The organism is Streptomyces sp. JLYT201, assembly GCF_059448825.1.
Window position 1 is genome coordinate 2473166 of the sequence record NZ_CM182551.1, and the last position, 16145, is coordinate 2489310.

At 71.0% G+C, this 16145-nt stretch carries 14 protein-coding genes; 9 read left to right on the forward strand and 5 right to left on the reverse strand.

The window, feature by feature from the left end; genetic code table 11:
• Positions 1–14: 14 nt before the first annotated feature.
• Positions 15–4484, reverse strand: a complete 4470-nt coding sequence (locus AC5WAM_RS09795; RefSeq protein ID WP_495522334.1) for an RICIN domain-containing protein — start codon at positions 4482–4484, stop codon at positions 15–17.
• A 489-nt stretch (positions 4485–4973) separates the two neighbouring features.
• Between AC5WAM_RS09795 and AC5WAM_RS09800 the strand changes: the two genes are divergently transcribed.
• Positions 4974–5432, forward strand: a complete 459-nt coding sequence (locus tag AC5WAM_RS09800; RefSeq protein WP_495522335.1) for an acyl-CoA thioesterase — start codon at positions 4974–4976, stop codon at positions 5430–5432.
• 59 nt (positions 5433–5491) lie between these two features.
• Here AC5WAM_RS09800 and AC5WAM_RS09805 read toward each other — a convergent pair whose 3' ends face one another.
• Entirely contained in the window at positions 5492–6412 is a 921-nt protein-coding gene (locus AC5WAM_RS09805) for an oxidoreductase (protein ID WP_495522336.1), read from the reverse strand.
• Positions 6413–6513: 101 nt separating this feature from the next.
• Here AC5WAM_RS09805 and AC5WAM_RS09810 point away from each other — a divergent pair, with 101 nt between their 5' ends.
• On the forward strand, positions 6514–7185 hold the full coding sequence (locus AC5WAM_RS09810) for a DNA-binding response regulator (RefSeq protein WP_495522337.1): 672 nt from the start codon (positions 6514–6516) through the stop codon (positions 7183–7185).
• A gap of 426 nt (positions 7186–7611) precedes the next feature.
• Complete coding sequence (locus AC5WAM_RS09815; protein WP_138962500.1) at positions 7612–8043, forward strand: hypothetical protein; 432 nt, start codon at positions 7612–7614, stop codon at positions 8041–8043.
• A gap of 60 nt (positions 8044–8103) precedes the next feature.
• Here the strand turns inward: AC5WAM_RS09815 and AC5WAM_RS09820 are convergent, their stop codons facing one another.
• Complete coding sequence (locus AC5WAM_RS09820; RefSeq protein ID WP_495522338.1) at positions 8104–8532, reverse strand: ATP-binding protein; 429 nt, start codon at positions 8530–8532, stop codon at positions 8104–8106.
• Positions 8533–8688: 156 nt separating this feature from the next.
• On the opposite strand from AC5WAM_RS09820, the gene AC5WAM_RS09825 reads away from it, so the two are divergent.
• The gene (locus AC5WAM_RS09825) at positions 8689–9522 is read left to right on the forward strand and encodes a helix-turn-helix domain-containing protein (protein ID WP_495522339.1); all 834 of its coding nucleotides are present in this window, start codon (positions 8689–8691) and stop codon (positions 9520–9522) included.
• Positions 9519–9770 (forward strand): DUF397 domain-containing protein, encoded by a 252-nt coding sequence (locus AC5WAM_RS09830; protein ID WP_495522340.1) that lies wholly within the window; start codon positions 9519–9521, stop codon positions 9768–9770. The genes AC5WAM_RS09825 and AC5WAM_RS09830 overlap by 4 nt, the downstream gene beginning before the upstream one ends.
• On the opposite strand, the gene AC5WAM_RS09835 is transcribed toward AC5WAM_RS09830, so the two are convergent.
• Entirely contained in the window at positions 9764–10444 is a 681-nt protein-coding gene (locus tag AC5WAM_RS09835; protein ID WP_366791960.1) for a S1 family peptidase, read from the reverse strand. The two genes, AC5WAM_RS09830 and AC5WAM_RS09835, sit on opposite strands and share 7 nt — an antisense overlap.
• Before the next feature lie 254 nt (positions 10445–10698).
• Between AC5WAM_RS09835 and AC5WAM_RS09840 the strand changes: the two genes are divergently transcribed.
• The 4 genes from AC5WAM_RS09840 (at position 10699) to AC5WAM_RS09855 (ending at position 14309) form a co-directional block, all read left to right on the forward strand.
• Positions 10699–11526, forward strand: a complete 828-nt coding sequence (locus AC5WAM_RS09840) for an MOSC domain-containing protein (RefSeq protein ID WP_495522341.1) — start codon at positions 10699–10701, stop codon at positions 11524–11526.
• A gap of 165 nt (positions 11527–11691) precedes the next feature.
• Positions 11692–12897: a Cmx/CmrA family chloramphenicol efflux MFS transporter gene (locus AC5WAM_RS09845; protein ID WP_495522342.1), complete on the forward strand. Its 1206-nt coding sequence runs from the start codon at positions 11692–11694 to the stop codon at positions 12895–12897.
• Positions 12898–12906: 9 nt separating this feature from the next.
• Positions 12907–13485 carry a TetR/AcrR family transcriptional regulator gene (locus tag AC5WAM_RS09850; protein WP_495522343.1) on the forward strand — a complete coding sequence of 193 codons (579 nt, stop codon included), beginning with the start codon at positions 12907–12909 and terminating at the stop codon, positions 13483–13485.
• Positions 13482–14309 carry a GNAT family N-acetyltransferase gene (locus tag AC5WAM_RS09855; RefSeq protein WP_495522344.1) on the forward strand — a complete coding sequence of 276 codons (828 nt, stop codon included), beginning with the start codon at positions 13482–13484 and terminating at the stop codon, positions 14307–14309. Before AC5WAM_RS09850 ends, AC5WAM_RS09855 begins: the two co-directional genes overlap by 4 nt.
• Here the strand turns inward: AC5WAM_RS09855 and AC5WAM_RS09860 are convergent.
• Complete coding sequence (locus AC5WAM_RS09860) at positions 14278–16095, reverse strand: alpha-L-fucosidase (protein WP_495522345.1); 1818 nt, start codon at positions 16093–16095, stop codon at positions 14278–14280. The two genes, AC5WAM_RS09855 and AC5WAM_RS09860, sit on opposite strands and share 32 nt — an antisense overlap.
• Between the last annotated feature and the right edge of the window lie 50 nt (positions 16096–16145).

Here is a 16145-nt window from a genome sequence, read left to right on the forward strand (position 1 = left end):
TGTGCCCCCAGCCTTCACTGCGATGTGTGTACGACGTTGATACCGGATATGTCCTTGTCTGCGAACATCTTCCGGATTGCGGTGGCCACCTCTTCCTCGGCAACATGCCAGGTGATCGGCGTATTGCCCCCTGCGGCCTTGAGTTGACGCTTGGCCTGCTCTTCGAGCTCCTTCGCACCACGATACCAAGGCTGGAATTCACCGTTCTTGACTCCGGCCGAATAGCCGGGCCCCTTAGCGTCGAGAAGAACGCCCTTGCGGTATCCGTCGAACTTGGTCCCGTTGAGGGAGTATCCAAATCCGTCCGGCACCCCCGTGACCTTCATCTGGTAGGCCAGGGCTCTTTCTGACATCGACTCGTTGACCGTGCCCCACTTACCCGGCCCGCCGAGTTCGACCCAGCACGACGCCGCGCGGACTGCCGCCGTGCGGACGCCACGCACCCGGCAGGAGTCAGCGAGTGCGTCGATAGTGCGCTGACCGATGCCGGCCACCACGTCGTCGGACAGGCCGGAGCCCCGCAGGCCCTTCCAGAGGTCGGCTATGTCGTCGCCGGACTTCAGGGCCTCGTCCAGCTTGGCGAGCGCCTTCACCCCTTGGGCGATCTTCTCCCCGGGGATGAAGTTCGCCGCGGCCCAGGCGCAGCCTTCGGCGCTGCCGTGCCAGCAGTCGACGAAGTCCTTGATGAGGAGGTCGTACGCGAACTTCGCGATGACCTTGGCGATGCCTTCGAGGATCTCCAGCTTGGTGAAGTTGCGGGTGATCTTCTTGGAGAGGTTCTTGAAGTTCTGCGTGCCCAGGAAGGCGGTGTCCTTCGACGGGCAGCCTGCCTTGGTGGCGGGCACCTCCGGGTTGGCGCACAGGTAGAAGTCGACGGTGGCGTCGAAGGTCACCTTGAAGTCGACGGAGCAACCGCCGAGTCCGATGTCGATGACGCAGTCGTTGAGCTGCTTCGGGTCACCGGACAGTTCGATGCCGTCGACGACGTAGAAGGCGTTGCCGATGCCGGTACCGGCCCCGTCCTTGACCTGTTTGTTGGCCTTCTTGCGGGCCGCCTCCTCGGCTGCCTGTTGGGCCTCGTCCGCGTACTTCTGGGCGTCCTTGGCGGCTTGTTCGGCTGCTGCGGCGTCCTCCGCGGCCCGGTCGGCGGCCTGGCGGGCCTCCTTTGCCGCCGCCTCGGCCTGGGCTGCGGCTTCGCGGGCCGCTTCGGCGTCCAGTGCGGCCTGGTCGGCGGAGTCGCGGGCGTCCTTGGCGTGGTTCTCGGCGCGCGTCGCGGCCCGGTCGGCGGCTGCGGCGTCCTCGGTCGCCTGTCGGTCGTATTCGATGGTGCGCGCCAGGGAAGCCGCGGCCTTGGACGCCGCCTCCGCTGCTTCGGCGGCGTACGTGATCGCGTTCTTGGCGGACTTCCGGGCGTCCGCGGCGTGGCCGGCGGCCTTGGCGGCCCAGACGTAGGCGGCTTTCGCATCGCCCGTGGCCGCGTTCGCGAGGCTTTCGGCCTGCTTGGCGTTCTCCTCCGCGTTGTCCGCGTGCGCCTGGGCGACGTCCCGCTGCTGTTCCGCGATCGTCTTCGACGCCTGGCCGGTCAGTACGGCGAGGCCGGCCGCGGCATCCCTGGTGATGTAGGGGGAGCCGAGCTGGACGGCATCGTTGGCCGGGGCGGCGACCTGTTGGGCGGAGTGACCGGCCGCGACGGCGGCCTGCGCCGTGACGTATGCGTGTCCGGCGGCGTCCGCGGACGCGGAGATGGCTTTGGCCGCCTCCTTCTTCGCCGCGTCGGCATTGCTCTTGGCCGTCTTGGCCTGCTCCTCGGCCTTGTCGGCGAGTTCGACGGCGGTCTTGGCCGCCGTCGCCGCCACACCTGCCGCGCTGATGGCGTCGGCGGCGGCACTCGTGGCGGTCTTCACCGCCGCGTCGGCCTTCAGCTTCGCGGCCTGGGCCGCGTCGGAGTCGGAGCGGGCACGCTTGGCCGCGGCCTCCGAGCGCGTGGCGGCCGCGTCGGCCTCCGCAGCCGCTTTGGTGGCCGCGTCCGCGTCCGCCCGGGCTTTGCCCGCTTCGGATTCGGCCTTGTCGGCTGCCGCGTCGGCCGCATCGGCGGCTTCCCGAGCGTCCTTGGCGTCGTCCGACGCATCGTGTGCTTGGGCGTACGCTTCCTTCGCGTCCGCCTTGGCGCGCTTGGAGTCGGCCTTCTGCTCGGCGTCCCACGCGTCGTCGCGAGCTTCGCGCGCCTTGTCGCTCGCCTCTTCGGCACTCTTGCGCTTGGTCGCCGCGGTGGAGGCCGCGGACTCCGCCTTGTCCTTGGCGTCCTTGGCCTTCGTGGCGTGCTCTTGCGCGCTGGTCTTGTGCTTGGACGCCTCGGCCTGCTTCGCGGCGGCGGTCAACTTCTCCGCCTTCGCCGTGGCCTCTTCCTTCTCGGCGGCCACCCGCTTGGCGTGCGCCGTAGCCGCCGCGGCCTTCGCGTCAGCTTCGGCGTCCTCCGTCTCCGTGAGCTTGGCCCTGGCGGTGTTCCGCGCCTCCTTGGCGATCTTCTCCTGCTCGGCCGCGCCCTCCGCCGCGGCCTTGGCCTGTTGCTCGGCCTCCTTGGCTGCGGCGTTGCGGAACTGGGCCTTGACCGCGGACGCTTGGGCGCGGGCCCGGTCGGCGATCGTCGCGCTGTCCGAGGCGGATGCTTTGGTGGCCTGGTAGGCGGTCTTGCCCGCTTCGGCCATCGCCTGCAGGGCAGCGAAGGACGCCTGGGTCACCTGCGCCTTCTGCTCACCCACGATGAGCCCTCGGCCGCGGGGCGCCCCGTGGGAGTCAGCGATCTTGTAGGACTCGCGCTTCGCCACCTCGGTCCGGGCAGCGGCCTTGGAGGCGATCACCAACTGGGCGTTGAGCACGCCAAGCTGGCGCCTGGCCTCTTCCTCGGCGTCCGCGATGCCCTTCTTCGCCTGGGCGAACTGGGGCTTCGTGGGGTAATCGAGGTCGCCGGTGCCGTTGTTCCCGGACGGCTTGACGTCGAACTTCTGGTGCCCGGTGCCGCTGCAGTCCCACAGCCGCGCGTTGGACCCGTTCTCGTACTTGGGCAGGTCGAGGCAGTTTCCAGTACCTACGTTCTTGAGCGTGCTCGTCCCGCGCGTGGAGTACTGCCACTTCTGCGCCGCCGAGCCGTTGCACCGCCAGATCTGCGCGGGCGCGCCGTTGGCCGTGCTGGCGCCCTTGACGTCGAGGCACTTGCCGGAGTTGACGTTCCGCAGGCGCTCCCCGTCGATCTGCCACTTCTGTGCGGGCGAGCCGTTGCACGTGTACAGCTGCACCGGAGTGCCGTTGGCCTTGCCTCCCCCTTGGACGTCGAGGCACTTGCCTTGGGCGTCGTGCACGTACACGACCATGGGGCTGTCGCCGATCGCCCCTGGGCCTCCCAGGGACCAGTAGTTCTGCCAGCGGGTGAGATGGTCGGCCGCCCAGGACTGGCCCAGCATCTCGCCCAGGGCCTGGCTGCCCGTGGACAGTGCCTGTGTCGTCTCCTTGTTCGCGTTCAGGATGTCGTCGCGCTGGGTGGCCTGGGAGGCGATCTCCTCCTGCCACTCCTTCGTCGCGGTGGCAACCTCCTTGCCCAGCACGCGGCTCGGGTCGAACGGGCCCTGCCACGCGCAAGCGCCGAACCGCGTCTTCAGGTCCTCCACCGCCACCCGGAACGGCAGGCTGCCCTCTTCGGAGGCAACGCGCGTGAACCCACCGGTCGTCAGGAACAGCCGGGCGTCATCGGCCGACAGCGGGCGGAACGTGTCCTTGGTGAGGGCCTCCCACGCCTCGTGCTCGGCGTACGCCTTTCGCCACTCCTCGGTGGGAAGCGACGAATCCGGGGCCTTCCCGTACAGCGGGCCGCCCAGTTCGCGGACCTTCGCGGCCTCCGCCTTCCCGGCCTTCGGCGTCGGGTCGTCGTAGAAGCCCTCTTCGTCCTTCCAGAACTGCTCGCTGATCCACGAGAGGTAGCCGACCTGGTTGAAGAAGCTCTTCTCACCGTCGGGGGCCCAGTGGAATCCGGCCTCCGTGAAGCCGGCGGGTGTGGGCAGTCCGTCGAGGGGCTCCTCCCAGACGTCCGCCCGCTTGTCGAGTTCGTCGGCCTTCTTGTCCGCTGCCGATTGGTCCTTCTTGAAGGCCTTGTTGAGGGGGGTGCCCTCCCAGTAGTCGCGGTTCGCAGCCTTACGCAGCTCATCAGGCGACTGCCCGAGCGCCTCCTGAGCGGTGGCGAACATGCTCGGTCCGCCCATCCGCAGCGCTTCGGCCATCAAGCACTGGTCCTGCCGGAGCTGGTCGGCCCCCTTCGGGTCGAACCCGTCGTAGGAGTCCGCCACGGGAGCGCCACGGTCGCGCGTCGTCAGATCCGGGTGGACGGCGAGCGTCGCCAGAACAGCCAGGGCCAGGAGCAGGGGAAGCAAGAAGACGTACGTACGTCTCTTCCGCCCCCGAGTCGGTAAGAGGTGTCTCACGGAACCCACAAACATCCCTTCACAAGTGGAGTGAAGGCACACCGGAGGAAGGCATGAAGGCGTACGGAGGCATCAAGCCGGGTGCGCGCGGCACGCCCCCCGGTGTGCCGGTCCAGTCGGCGCCCGGCGAAGCAGGGTGGTCCAGACCTGCGGGGCGTCGAGGGTCACCTTAGGTAGATGCCACTGGCACACAACAAGGGGTAACGGTGCATGCGCAGCCAGTTGACGCGAAAGGGCCAGTGATCCGCCCGTACGCGAGCTTGTGTGAATTCCGTGTCTTACCTGGCTACATGTCGTGAAGCATTCGTGAACCTCGACAGATCGCAACGTGGCGGCGGCGAGCCGCGGTTGGCTGGAAAGTCCGTGTCAGTCGGCAGCTGACTTCGCCGACGCAAAGGCCTACTCCTGGGTTGGGCGGGCTCGGGAAGCCCGGCCAGGAATGCCGGGCAGCCGGGGGGAGTTGAACGCCCTGCACGACGTGTACCGCACTGAAGAGGGAGCACCGTGGCGCAGCAGCAGTCGGAAGCCGGAGTGGGGGCGGAGGCGGAGGCGTACTCCGTCGGGATTGTCGTTCGGGGGTACGAGACGGACACGCAGGGGCATCTGAACCAGGCCGTGTATCTCCAGTACGCGGAGCACGCGCGGTGGTCAATCCTGATGGCGGCGGGGATCCGGCAGGCGGACCTGATCGGGAAGGGCGTCGGGCCCGTCGCGCTGGAGAACACGCTGCGGTACCGCAGCGAGCTGCGGGCCGGGGAGGAGGTCTCCGTGTCCTGCCGGTTCCTGTGGGGCGAGCGGAAGACCTTCAGGATCGAGCAGATCTTCACCAAGCCGGACGGCACGGTCGCCGCGGAGCTGACCGGCGTGGGCGGGCTGCTCGACCTGAAGGAGCGGCGGATGGTCGACGACCCGAAGGAGTACTTCCGGGCGCTCGCGACGGACGCCCGGGTCCTCGGCCTGTAGGCGGCGGGCGGCAGGCCTCAGGCGGCGGGCGGCAGGCCTCAGGCGGCGGGCGGTGGGCCTCAGGCGGCGCCCAGCACCGCCAGGTCCTCCGCGTCCAGGCTGAGCGCGGCCGCCGCCACGTTTTCCTCCAGGTGCGCGAGCGACGACGTGCCGGGGATGGCGAGGACCGCCGGGGACACGGAGAGCGACCAGGCAAGGCCGATCTGCGCGGGGCTCGCGCCGTGCCGTTCGGCGACCCGGCGCAGCGCGGCGACGTGCGGCGCGCCCGCGCCGCCGAGGGGGAAGAACGGCACGAAGGCGATGCCCTGGCGGGCGCACAGCTCGACCAGGGCGTCGGCCTCGGCGTCGCGGGACACCGGGCTGTAGCGGTTCTGCACCGCGGCGACCGGCGCGATCCGCTGGGCCTCGGCGAGCTGCGCGGCGGTGGCGTTGCTGACGCCGAGGTGCCGGATGAGGCCTTCCTCGCGCAGTGCGGCGAGGGCTTCGAAGCGGCCGTCGCCGGGGCCGTCCGCGGCGAGGAAGCGCAAGTAGACGAGGTCGAGGCGGTCGACGCCGAGCTGGCGCAGGTTCCGGTGCACGTCGGCCTTGAGCTTCTCGGGACCCGCGGCGTCCAGCCAGTCGTGGCCCGGGGAGCGGTCGGGTCCGACCTTCGTGGCGATCACCAGGTCGTCCGGGTAGGGATGCAGGGCCTGCCGGATGAAGGCGTTGGCGGACAGGTCCTCGTAGAAGTAGAACGCGGCGGTGTCGATGTGGTCGACGCCGAGCTCGACGGCCCGGCGCAGCACGGCGACGGCCGCCTCGGGGTCCCCCGCGGGGCCCTCCCAGGTGCGGCCGGGCAGCCGCATCGCGCCGAAGCCCATGCGGTTCACCGGCAGGTCGCCTCCCACGTGCCAGCGCCCGGCCGCGGCAGCGGGGGCGGCGGGTGACTTGGTCTCGTGCGGGGCGGTGTTCTCGTACGGGGTGGTGTTCTCGTGCGGCATGGGGACAATTCTGGAGCCGGTGCGGGCCGGGGCCGGGAGGGTGGCAGGTTGTTGCCAGCCGGAGAGCGACCTGAGAGGGGCCGCGGAGAGAGGTGGGCGGGATGAGCGAGGGCTACGAGGACGTCGTCACCCTGCGCGGGGAGCGGGAGCTGGTGTTGCGCGCCGGGGACCTGTTCGCCGCCGCGCGCGAGGAGTTCCTGTGCGGGGCCGCCGACCTCGTCACCTGGTCGGGCGGCGTCAACGCGGTCTTCGCCGACGGCAAGCGGCCGCCCCTGCCGAAGCCCGCGCCGCGCGACGGCCTCGTCATGCGCAAGGTGTACACGCGGCAGGCGCTCGGCGACCCGTACTCGGAGCGGCGGCTCGCGGCGATCGCCGCGTCCGGCGCGGACGTCCGCATCTCGTCGGCGCCCCTCGCCCGCGAGGCCATCGTCATCGACCGGCGGATCGCCGTCCTCGCCGGTTCGGAGGCCCGGGGGCCGCGTACGTACACGGTGGTACGGGTCCCCGAAGTCGTCGACGGGGTGCGGTCGCTGCTGTACGCGACGTGGGAGGCGGCCGAGCCGCTGGCCGACGCGGTGCGGACGCCGGTGCCCTCGCTGGACGAGGAGGCCCGCCGCGTGCTGGCCGCCCTGAGCGACGGGCTGACCGACGAGGCCGGGGCCCGGCGGCTCGGGATGTCCTTGCGGACGTACCGGCGGCGGGTCGCGGAGCTGCTGGCCGAGGTGGGGGCTACGTCTCGCTTCCAGGCGGGGGTGCGGGTGCGGGGGCGGTAGGCCTCGCGGTGCGCCCCAGGCCCGCCCCTTCCCGATCCGGAGGCCGCCGCCCCCGTACCGCCGCTTTGTCGGCGCTCCGCGCCTCGTCCTCAAACGCCGGACGGGCTGGAGGGCGCCCCCGAGGCGGATTCGATCCGTGGGCTTGAAGAGGTCGCTCGCGGCGGCCGTTCCGGTCGTTGTCGGGGCGATCGTGGTCGGCGGGGCGCTGGGCGAGTGCGCCGGTGCGTGGCCCCGCACGCCCCCTCGCCCTCCTCTTGCACGGGAGAAGTTGGCGGTATCCGCCCATCTGACGGGCATTTAGGGCCATCGCCCCGCATGGCCGCATTTCGTCTGCCTGTCGTGCCGGGTGTGCCGTGAGAGTGATCCGGTGTACAGGCCGGTGACGTCCGTCACCTGTCCGGCCCGGAGAAGCGGAGGACTAAGACCATGCCCGATGTCAATCTTCCCAACGGCCGCTACGTCATCGGAGCCCACATCGGCTTCCGGATCGTCCTCACTCCCACCCCGCACGCCGTCCAGCACGGCCGGCCCGTCATCGCGGCGCCCGAGCTGATCCCCCCGATCGCCCAGGAATGGATCATCGAGCGCGCCAGCGAGGACCTGCCGGGGCAGTACCACATACGCCCCTACGTCGGCCCGTCCGACCAGTATCTGACCTACACCGGCGAAGAGGTCTTCGTCAGCCAGGGATCCCCGACCCCCTGGCGGATCCAGCCCACCCCGTCCGGTCTCCAGATCACCTCGGACAAGGGGCTCGTCGTGCGCGCCGAGTACATCGGCAGTCACGTCAAGCTGGCCCAGGAGGACGACACGCCCAATGAGGCCTGGTCGTTCCACTTCATCGGCCCCGCCGACTAGCCGTCCCTGACCCAGCAGGCCCCGGTCACGCCCCCTGCGCGTGACCGGGCCCCCTTCTGTTCAGCCGAGCGAGAGGCGCGCCCACACGGTCTTGCCGATCTCGCGGCTCTCCACGCCCCACGCATCGGCGAGCGCCGCCACGAGGACCAGGCCGCGGCCCGACTCCGCCTCCTCCGGCGGCAGCCGCACCTCCGGCGGCGGCGCGCACTCCGCCCGGGTGTCCGACGTCTCGATCCGCAGCGTCCCCGCGAGCAGCAACAGCCTCAGTTCGAAGCTGCGCCCGGGGACCCGCCCGTGCGTGGCCGCGTTGGCCGCCAGCTCGGCGACGATCTGGGCCGCCGCGTCGGAGAGTTCGCTGTCGTAAGGGATTCCCCAGCCGTTCAGCTGGTCGCGGGCGAGCGTTCTCGCCTGGCGCGCTCCTCGCGGACTGGCGTTGATACGCCGCGTGAACACATGTGCTGGTGTGGGGGTTTGTACCTGGGGTGGCATGCGGTCCACGGTGACCGTGTGAACGCGCAGTTCGGGAGGCACAAAACTCGTACGCTCCGTAAGTGTACGAGTGCGAAACGTAGACAGCGGGGGTAACTCCCCGTAAGCATGGGCGCGTTGGCGGGGACGGTAAGCGAGCGTCAGGGGATACCCGTGATGTCGTCAAGCACGCCGGGCTCACAGGAGCCCGAACCGAGCGATGGGCTCAAGGCGTTCGGCGCCGCACTGAAGAGCTTCCGCAAACGGGCCGGGTACACGCAAGAGACCCTGGCCCCCGAGATCGGCTACTCGACCCACTTCATCGCCTCCATCGAGCAGGGCAGGCGCTTTCCGCCGCCGCGCTTCGTGGACCAGGCGGAGGCGACCCTGGACGCCTTCGGGACGCTGCGGCTGATGGTGAACCAGCTTTCTCGACAGCGGGGATTGGCCGCATGGTTCCGCCGGTGGGCTCAGCTTGAGCAGGAGGCCCTCAACCTCTGCACGTACGAATGCCGATTGATTCCGGGGCTGCTGCAGACGGAGGCGTACGTCCGCAGGCTGTTCGGCACCCGAGTACCAGCACTGTCGGACCAGGAACTAGAGGACCAGGTAGCGGCGCGCCTGGAGCGCCAGAACCTGCTACGCGAGCGACCCAACACCGGCTTCAGCTTCATCATCGAGGAACACGCGTTCATGCGACACACAGGCGGGGTGGGCGTGACGCGCGAACTCATCACTCACGTGCTGGAAGCAGCGACGCCACGCAACGTCGAGGTGCAGATCATGCCGCTGGCGCGGGACGTGCACTGCGGGCTCGACGGGCCCATTCAGCTCCTGGAAACCCCTGAGAACAGGTGGTTCGGGTACTGCGAAGGGCAGGAGAGCGGGCAGTTCATCTCCGACCCGAAAGTGATCAGCACTCTTCAGATGCGGTATGCCAAACTGCGCACACAGGCCCTCACCCCCGAGGACTCCGTGGGCCTGTTGGAGCGACTGCGAGGAGCGCTATGAGCACTGAACCTGAACTGGAGTGGTTCAAGAGCAGCTACAGCAGCGGCAGTTCGGGTGACTGCGTAGAAGTAGCCCTCTCCTGGCACAAGTCCAGCTATTGCAGTGGAGGAAGCGGCGACTGCATAGAGGTAGCCACCTGCCCCACCACCATCCACATCCGCGACTCCAAGCACCGGGCCGGGCCCCAGCTGACCGTTGCCCCGGGGGCGTGGGCCGACTTCGTCTCGTACGCGGGCGGCGCTCAGTAGCCCACGCGCAGCCCGTGCGCGCTGAGCACGGGCACCAAGGGCTGGTAGTAAGTCGTCCCGCCGGAGGTGCAGTTGCCGCTGCCGCCCACCAGGAGGCCGAGCCCGGCGTCGCCGCCGAAGGCGGAGCCTCCGGAGTCGCCGGGTTCGGCGCAGATGGTGGTGCGGAAGAGGCCGCTCACCGTGCCCTGGGGGTAGGTGATGGTGACGTTCACGCCCTGGACGGTGCCGCAGTGCGTCCCTGTCGTGGGTCCGACGCGGCACGCGGACTGGCCCACGACGGGGTTCGCGGCGCGGTTGACGCGGATGACCTGCACACCGGCGGCGATCTCGCTCGGGTAGGTGTAGTCGGGGTTGGTGAAGCGCACCAGCGCGTAGTCCTGGCCGGGGAAGACGGCCGTGTCGGTGACGCCGACCGGGACGGTGAGGCGCGGGTCGGCGTACCACCGCGTGCCCACGGCGCCGCAGTGGCCCGCCATGATCCCGTAGTAGCGGGTGCCGTTGGTGGCGTTGAAGGCGACCATGCACCGGCCGGACGGGCTGAAGAGCATGGTGCCGCCGCGCAGCGGCGTCTGCGCCGGGGCGGCGGTGGCGCTCGCGGCGGGGGCCGCCACCAGGGCGAGTGCGCCGAGGAGTACGGCACACAGGAGCTGGGACACGGCGGAGCGAAGCCTCATGGCGCGCCTCCGGTGGGGAAGGGTGAGGGCGCCGCCATTGTGGCGGAGCCGCCGTACGCGGGGCGATCGGACGGACGCCGACCGTTACAGAGGCCCGTGCTCCCCCACCGTGATCCTTTCCGTTGGGCAAAAGGCATTGATGCCGTACGGGTCGGCGAACGATGCTGAGGCGGACGGGGAAGATCGCCCCGTGGATCCACCTGTGGACCGACCGAAGGGCAGCTCATGGACGACGTCGCGGCGATCGGACCGGCATGACAGCGGTAGTCACGGACCTCATCACGTATCCGGTCAAGGGGTGTGCCGGAGTGGCGCTCACGGAGAGCGACCTGACCTCGGCGGGCCTCGCGCACGACCGCGCGTTCATGGTGACCGACGACTCCGGCGTGTACCGCACGCAGCGCAAGGACGCCCGGCTCGCGGTCATCCGCCCCGAGGTGAGCTGGGACGGCGGGCGCCTGACGCTGCGGGCCCCGGGCGCGGAGCCGCTGGAGATCGAGGTCGACATCATGTCGCCGCGCCGCGACGTGGATCTGTTCGGGGCCCCGTTCCGGGCCATCGACCAGGGCGCGGAGGCGGCCCGTTGGCTGTCGGACGTGCTCGGCACGGACTGCCGTCTGGTGCGGGTGCCGCCGGAGCACCAGCGGGTCACCGACGGGCTGAACCCCGGCACGTCCGGCTTCGCCGACAGCGGCGCGCTGCACCTGCTGTCCCGGGCCTCGTACGACGACCTCAACGCCCGCATCGAGGCGGCGGGGCGCGCCCCGGTCACCCTGAGCAGGCTGCGCCCCAACGTCGTCGTGGACGGGTGGGACGCGCCGCACACGGAGGACTCCGTCAGGAACGTCGGCATCGGCAACACCGAGCTGGGCTTCGCCAAGCTCGCGCTGCGCTGCGCGGTCACCCTGGTCGACCAGGCGTCGGGTGAGCGGGCCGGGCCGGAGCCGTTGCGTACGTTGGCCGCGTATCGGCGGCAGCCGGGGGGTGGGGTGGCCCTGGGGGCCAAGTTCTCCGTGCTGCGCACGGGCAAGCTCGCCTTGGGCGATGAACTGGACGTTACCGTCTGGGAGTCCGCCGAGTAGCCCACCTGCGGGTACATCGTGGTTGCTCGCGCAGTTCCCCGCGCCCCTAACGGGGCGTACACCCCGCCCAAGTTTTGAAGCGGATGCTTCAGAACATGCTACCGTCCACCTTGATTTTGAAGCGCCTGCTCCAAAACGACGTACGTACATCAAGGAGGGACACCCATGCCGCTCGCGGTCTACGTGTTGGCGCTCGGCATCTTCACGCAAGGGACATCGGAGTTCATGCTGTCCGGGCTGTTGCCGGGCATGGCGGAGGACTTGGGGGTGTCCGTTCCCGACGCGGGGCTGCTGATCTCGGCGTTCGCGATCGGCATGGTCGTCGGGGCGCCGCTGCTCGCCGTGGCGACGCTGCGGTGGCCGCGCCGGACGGCCCTGGTGAGCCTGCAAGCGGTGTTCGTGGCGGGCCACGTGGTGGGCGCGGTGGCGCCCGGGTACGGGCTCCTCTTCGCGACGCGGATCGTCAGCGCGCTCGCGTACGCGGGCTTCTGGGGCGTGGCCGTGGCGACGGCGGTGGCGCTCGTGCCGGGCGAGGCGAAGAGCAAGGCGGTGGCCCTGGTCGCGGGCGGCCTGACCCTGGCGACCATCGTCGGCGTACCCGCGGGCACCGTACTGAGCCAGTCGGCGGGGTGGCGGGCCGCGTTCTGGGCGGTCGCGGCGGCGACGGCGGTCAGCCTGGTGTGCACGGTGGCGGCGGTGCCGGGCGGCGAGCGGGGCGAGGCGCCGTCCGTGCGGGCGGAGCTGCGCGGGATGGCGCGCCCGCAGCTGTGGCTCTCGTACGCCGTCACGGCCTTCGCCTTCGGCGCGGTGATCGTGACCTTCAGCTATCTGGCCGCGCTGCTCACCGACGAGACGGGCCTGGGCGAGGGGTGGGTGCCCGCGGTGCTCGCGCTGTTCGGGGCGGGCGGCATGCTCGGCCTGGTCATCGGCGGCCGGACGGCCCGGACGCACGCGGTCGCCACGCTGGCGTGGGGGCTCGGCGCGCTCGCGGCGATCTCGGCGGTGCTCGCGCTGACGGCGGGCTCGGCGGTGGCCGTCGTGGTGGCGCTCGTCTTCCTGCTCGGAGCGGCGGGGTACGTCACCAACCCCGCACTCCAGTCACGGGTGTTCACGCTCGCGCCGGGCGCGCCCACGCTGGTCGGCGCGACCAACACGGCCGCGTTCAACGTCGGCAACACGCTCGCGCCGCTGCTCGGCGGGCTCGCCATCGACGCGGGCTACGGATACGCGGCCGTCGCGTGGGTCGGGGCCGGGCTCGCGGCGCTCGGCTGCGCGGTCGCGGTGGGGGCGGGACTCCTGGAGCGGCGGGCCGCGCAGACGCCTCCCGCTTCGGCGTCGGCCAGTTTTGAAAAGGTATTCCAAAACGGGTAGGGTCCGCCCATGGCCAGGCCACGACAGTTCGACGAGGACCGCGTCATCAGCGCGGCCATGGAGACCTTCTGGCGCCGCGGGTACGAGGGCACGTCGACGCGCGACCTGTCCGAGTCGACGGGCCTCGGCCCGTCGAGCCTCTACAACACCTTCGGCGGCAAGCGCGAGCTGTATCTGCGCGCGCTCGACCGCTACTACGACACGGTCACCGCCGCGCAGGTCGAGCGGCTCCAGGGCCCCGGCTCCGCCAAGGAGCGGCTGCGGGCGATGATGCTGCACTCCCTGGAGAGCGACCTGGACGCGGACGACGGCCGGGGCTGCTTCGCCATCAACGCGGCCATCGAACGGGCCGGGCTCGACGGTGACGTGCGCCGGGCGGTGCGGCGCGGCTTCGACCGCGTCGAGGACGAGGTGTGCGCGGTGACCAGGGCCGGGCAGGCCGCCGGCGAGATCTCCCCCGGCCGCGACCCGCGCGAGGTGGCGCGCCTGGTGCAGAGCACGTACTACGGCCTGCGCGTCCTGGCCCGCGTACGGGACGGCAGGAAGGCCCTGGAGAGCACCATCGACACCGTCCTGGAGGGGCTGTGAGCGGGACCGTGACCGGCCAGGACGCGCTCGACGCCGTCGAGCGGAACCTCGCCGCGCACGCCGGGCATCTGCACCGGCATCTGCCCGGCGCCACCGTCACCGACAGCGGTGACCTGGTCGTCGCGGACAGCGGCATCGACGACGACACCTTCAACATCGTCGCGGCGGCACGGTTCACCGACGAGACCGCGGACGACCGGATCGCCGCCACCGTGCAGGAGCTGACCCGCACCGGGCGCGCCTTCTCGTGGTGGGTGGGTGACACCTCGACACCGGGTGACCTCGGGGCGCGGCTCGCCGCCGCCGGTCTGCCCGCGTCCGGGACCGAGACCGGCATGCGCCTCGGCCTGGACGCCGCCCCGCCGCCCGCGCACGCGGACGGCCTGGAGATCCGCCCCGTGACCACGCCCGCCGAACTCGACGCGTACGCCACGGTCGTGGCCGCCAACTGGGAGCCCCCGGCGGCGACGGTCCGCGCCTTCTACGCGGCCGTCGCCGAGGGGGCGCTCGCCGCCGCGTCGCCCTCGCGCTACCTCGTCGGGTACGTCGCCGGACGGCCGGTGTGCAGCGCCGAGGCGTTCCTGCACGCGGGCGTCGCCGGGATCTACAACATCTCGACCCTCGCCACCGACCGCCGCCGCGGCTACGGCGGGGCCGTGACGCGGGCCGCGCTGCACGCCGCGCGCGCCGCCGGGGCGCGCACGGCGGTGCTCCAGGCCTCCCCCGAGGGCGAGCCCGTCTACCGCGCCCTCGGCTTCGCCGCCTGCGGCACGTTCACCGAGTACGCCGTGGTCAGCGGGTCCGCAGCTGCGTCGAAGGGATGACCTCCTGCGGCTGGTTCGGGCTGGACCACAGGAGCTTCAGATGGGCCTCGCCGGTCTGCTCCGCGTAGTCGACGCGGAGGGCGTGCCGTCTGCCCGCCTCCAGGCGCACCCGGGCCTTGTCGACCTTGGGCTCGTGCGGGCTCCAGGAGTCGATGACCAGCTTGCCGTCGATCCAGACGCGCACGACGTCGTCGGAGACCGTGGTGAGCGTGTACGTCTCCGAGCGGCGCGGCTCGACCGACCCCGTCCAGCGCACCCCGAACCGGTCCGCCGGGACGGACGGGTGCGGTGAACCCGTGTACTTCCAGGCGTGGTTGACCGTGGGGTCGGTCCGGGTGACCTTCGGCGTGCCGGACAGCTCCACGTTGTCGAAGACCTCCTGCTTGAGGCCCTTGCCGTCGCCGGGGCGGGACGCGCGGCCGGGGTCGACCCCCAGCTCGATGACGGTGGCGGTGGGGTTGGTGGCCGCGCCGGACGGCGTGAGGTCGTAGCCGTCGCCGGACTTGGCGACGGTGACCTGCTGGGAACTGCCCAGGACCCGGGCCGACGTGACGGTGAAGTCCGTACGCGCCCGCAGGTGCAGGGACCGGCCCGCGCCCGGCCAGCGCGTGACCGCCGCGTACAGGGTGTCGCCCTTGCGGCTGACCGTGCCCCAGTCCGGCTCCTCGACCAGACCGCCGTAGCGGGCGCCGAAGACCGCCTCGCCCTGGCCCGCCGTGCGCAGCCAGGTGCCCATCTCCCTGAGCCGGTCCACGGACTGCCGCGGGATGCGGCCGCGCGCGTCGGGGCCGACGTTCAGGAGGTAGTTGCCGCTGCGTGAGGTGGTGGCGAGGAGGTTGCGCACCAGCGTCTGCCCGGACTTCCAGTTCTGGTCGTAGCGGGCGAAGCCCCAGTGGTCGTTCAGGGTCATGCAGGACTCCCAGAGCTGGCCGTCCACCGGGGCGTCGGGGATCTCCTGCTCGGGCGTGCCGTAGTCGCCGTCGACCACGCGGCGCTTGCCGACGCGGTTGTTGATGACCAGGTCGGGGTTCAGGCCGCGCAGATACGCCTCCAGGCGCTCGCCGTCGCGGGCGGTCCACGGGTTGTGCGGCTCGTCGGTGTCCCACTCGCCGTCGAACCAGAGCAGCGCCGGGTCGTAGCGGTCGATCAGCTCCTTGAGCTGCGCGTACATGCGCTTCTCGTACCTCGGGAAGGTCGCGGGGTCGGGGAAGTCCGGGTCGTGCCAGTCCCAGATGGAGTAGTAGAAGCCGAGCTTGATGCCCGCCGCGTCGGCGGCGCTCTTCAGCTCGGCGAGGATGTCGCGCTTCTTGTCGAACGACGAATGGTCGCGCAGGTTCCAGGAGTTGACCTTCGTCGGCCACATCGCGTAGCCCTCGTGGTGCTTGGACGTGATCACGATGTACTTCATCCCGGCGTCCTTCGCCGCCTTCACGACGGCCCCGGCGTCGAAGTCGGCCGGATCGAACGACCGCGCCCGCTGCTCGTACTCGGCCGTCGGGATCTTGCACTGGCGCTTGATCCACTCGGCGTTGCGGCAGACCGTGCCGTCGGGGCGCGCGTACTCGCCCTCCAGTTGGGAGTACGCGCCGAAGTGGATGAACATGCCGAACCGGTCCTGGCGGAACCAGTTGGTTCGGTCGGCCGTGAAGGGGTCGTCGGCGGCGTGGTCCGTACCGGGCCCTGCGGCCCGCTGGTGCCGCGGGGCGCCCTGCGCGGGCGTGAGCGCGGACAGCGGCAGGGCGGCGGCGGTGAGGAGCAGGGCGAGCGTGGTGACTCTTCGTCGCATGAGCGGCTCCTGTTCGACTACGGGACGCTCGGGAACGTAGGAGCGGATAC

Excerpts from the sequence above, each read along its gene's own strand:
- AC5WAM_RS09795 (WP_495522334.1), bottom strand. The coding sequence starts at position 4,484 with ATGTTTGTGGGTTCCGTGAGACACCTCTTACCGACTCGGGGGCGGAAG.
- AC5WAM_RS09805 (WP_495522336.1), bottom strand. The coding sequence starts at position 6,412 with ATGCCGCACGAGAACACCACCCCGTACGAGAACACCGCCCCGCACGAG.
- AC5WAM_RS09810 (WP_495522337.1), top strand. The coding sequence starts at position 6,514 with ATGAGCGAGGGCTACGAGGACGTCGTCACCCTGCGCGGGGAGCGGGAG.
- AC5WAM_RS09815 (WP_138962500.1), top strand. The coding sequence starts at position 7,612 with ATGCCCGATGTCAATCTTCCCAACGGCCGCTACGTCATCGGAGCCCAC.
- AC5WAM_RS09820 (WP_495522338.1), bottom strand. The coding sequence starts at position 8,532 with ATGCCACCCCAGGTACAAACCCCCACACCAGCACATGTGTTCACGCGG.
- AC5WAM_RS09825 (WP_495522339.1), top strand. The coding sequence starts at position 8,689 with ATGTCGTCAAGCACGCCGGGCTCACAGGAGCCCGAACCGAGCGATGGG.
- AC5WAM_RS09830 (WP_495522340.1), top strand. The coding sequence starts at position 9,519 with ATGAGCACTGAACCTGAACTGGAGTGGTTCAAGAGCAGCTACAGCAGC.
- AC5WAM_RS09835 (WP_366791960.1), bottom strand. The coding sequence starts at position 10,444 with ATGAGGCTTCGCTCCGCCGTGTCCCAGCTCCTGTGTGCCGTACTCCTC.
- AC5WAM_RS09840 (WP_495522341.1), top strand. The coding sequence starts at position 10,699 with ATGACAGCGGTAGTCACGGACCTCATCACGTATCCGGTCAAGGGGTGT.
- AC5WAM_RS09845 (WP_495522342.1), top strand. The coding sequence starts at position 11,692 with ATGCCGCTCGCGGTCTACGTGTTGGCGCTCGGCATCTTCACGCAAGGG.
- AC5WAM_RS09850 (WP_495522343.1), top strand. The coding sequence starts at position 12,907 with ATGGCCAGGCCACGACAGTTCGACGAGGACCGCGTCATCAGCGCGGCC.
- AC5WAM_RS09860 (WP_495522345.1), bottom strand. The coding sequence starts at position 16,095 with ATGCGACGAAGAGTCACCACGCTCGCCCTGCTCCTCACCGCCGCCGCC.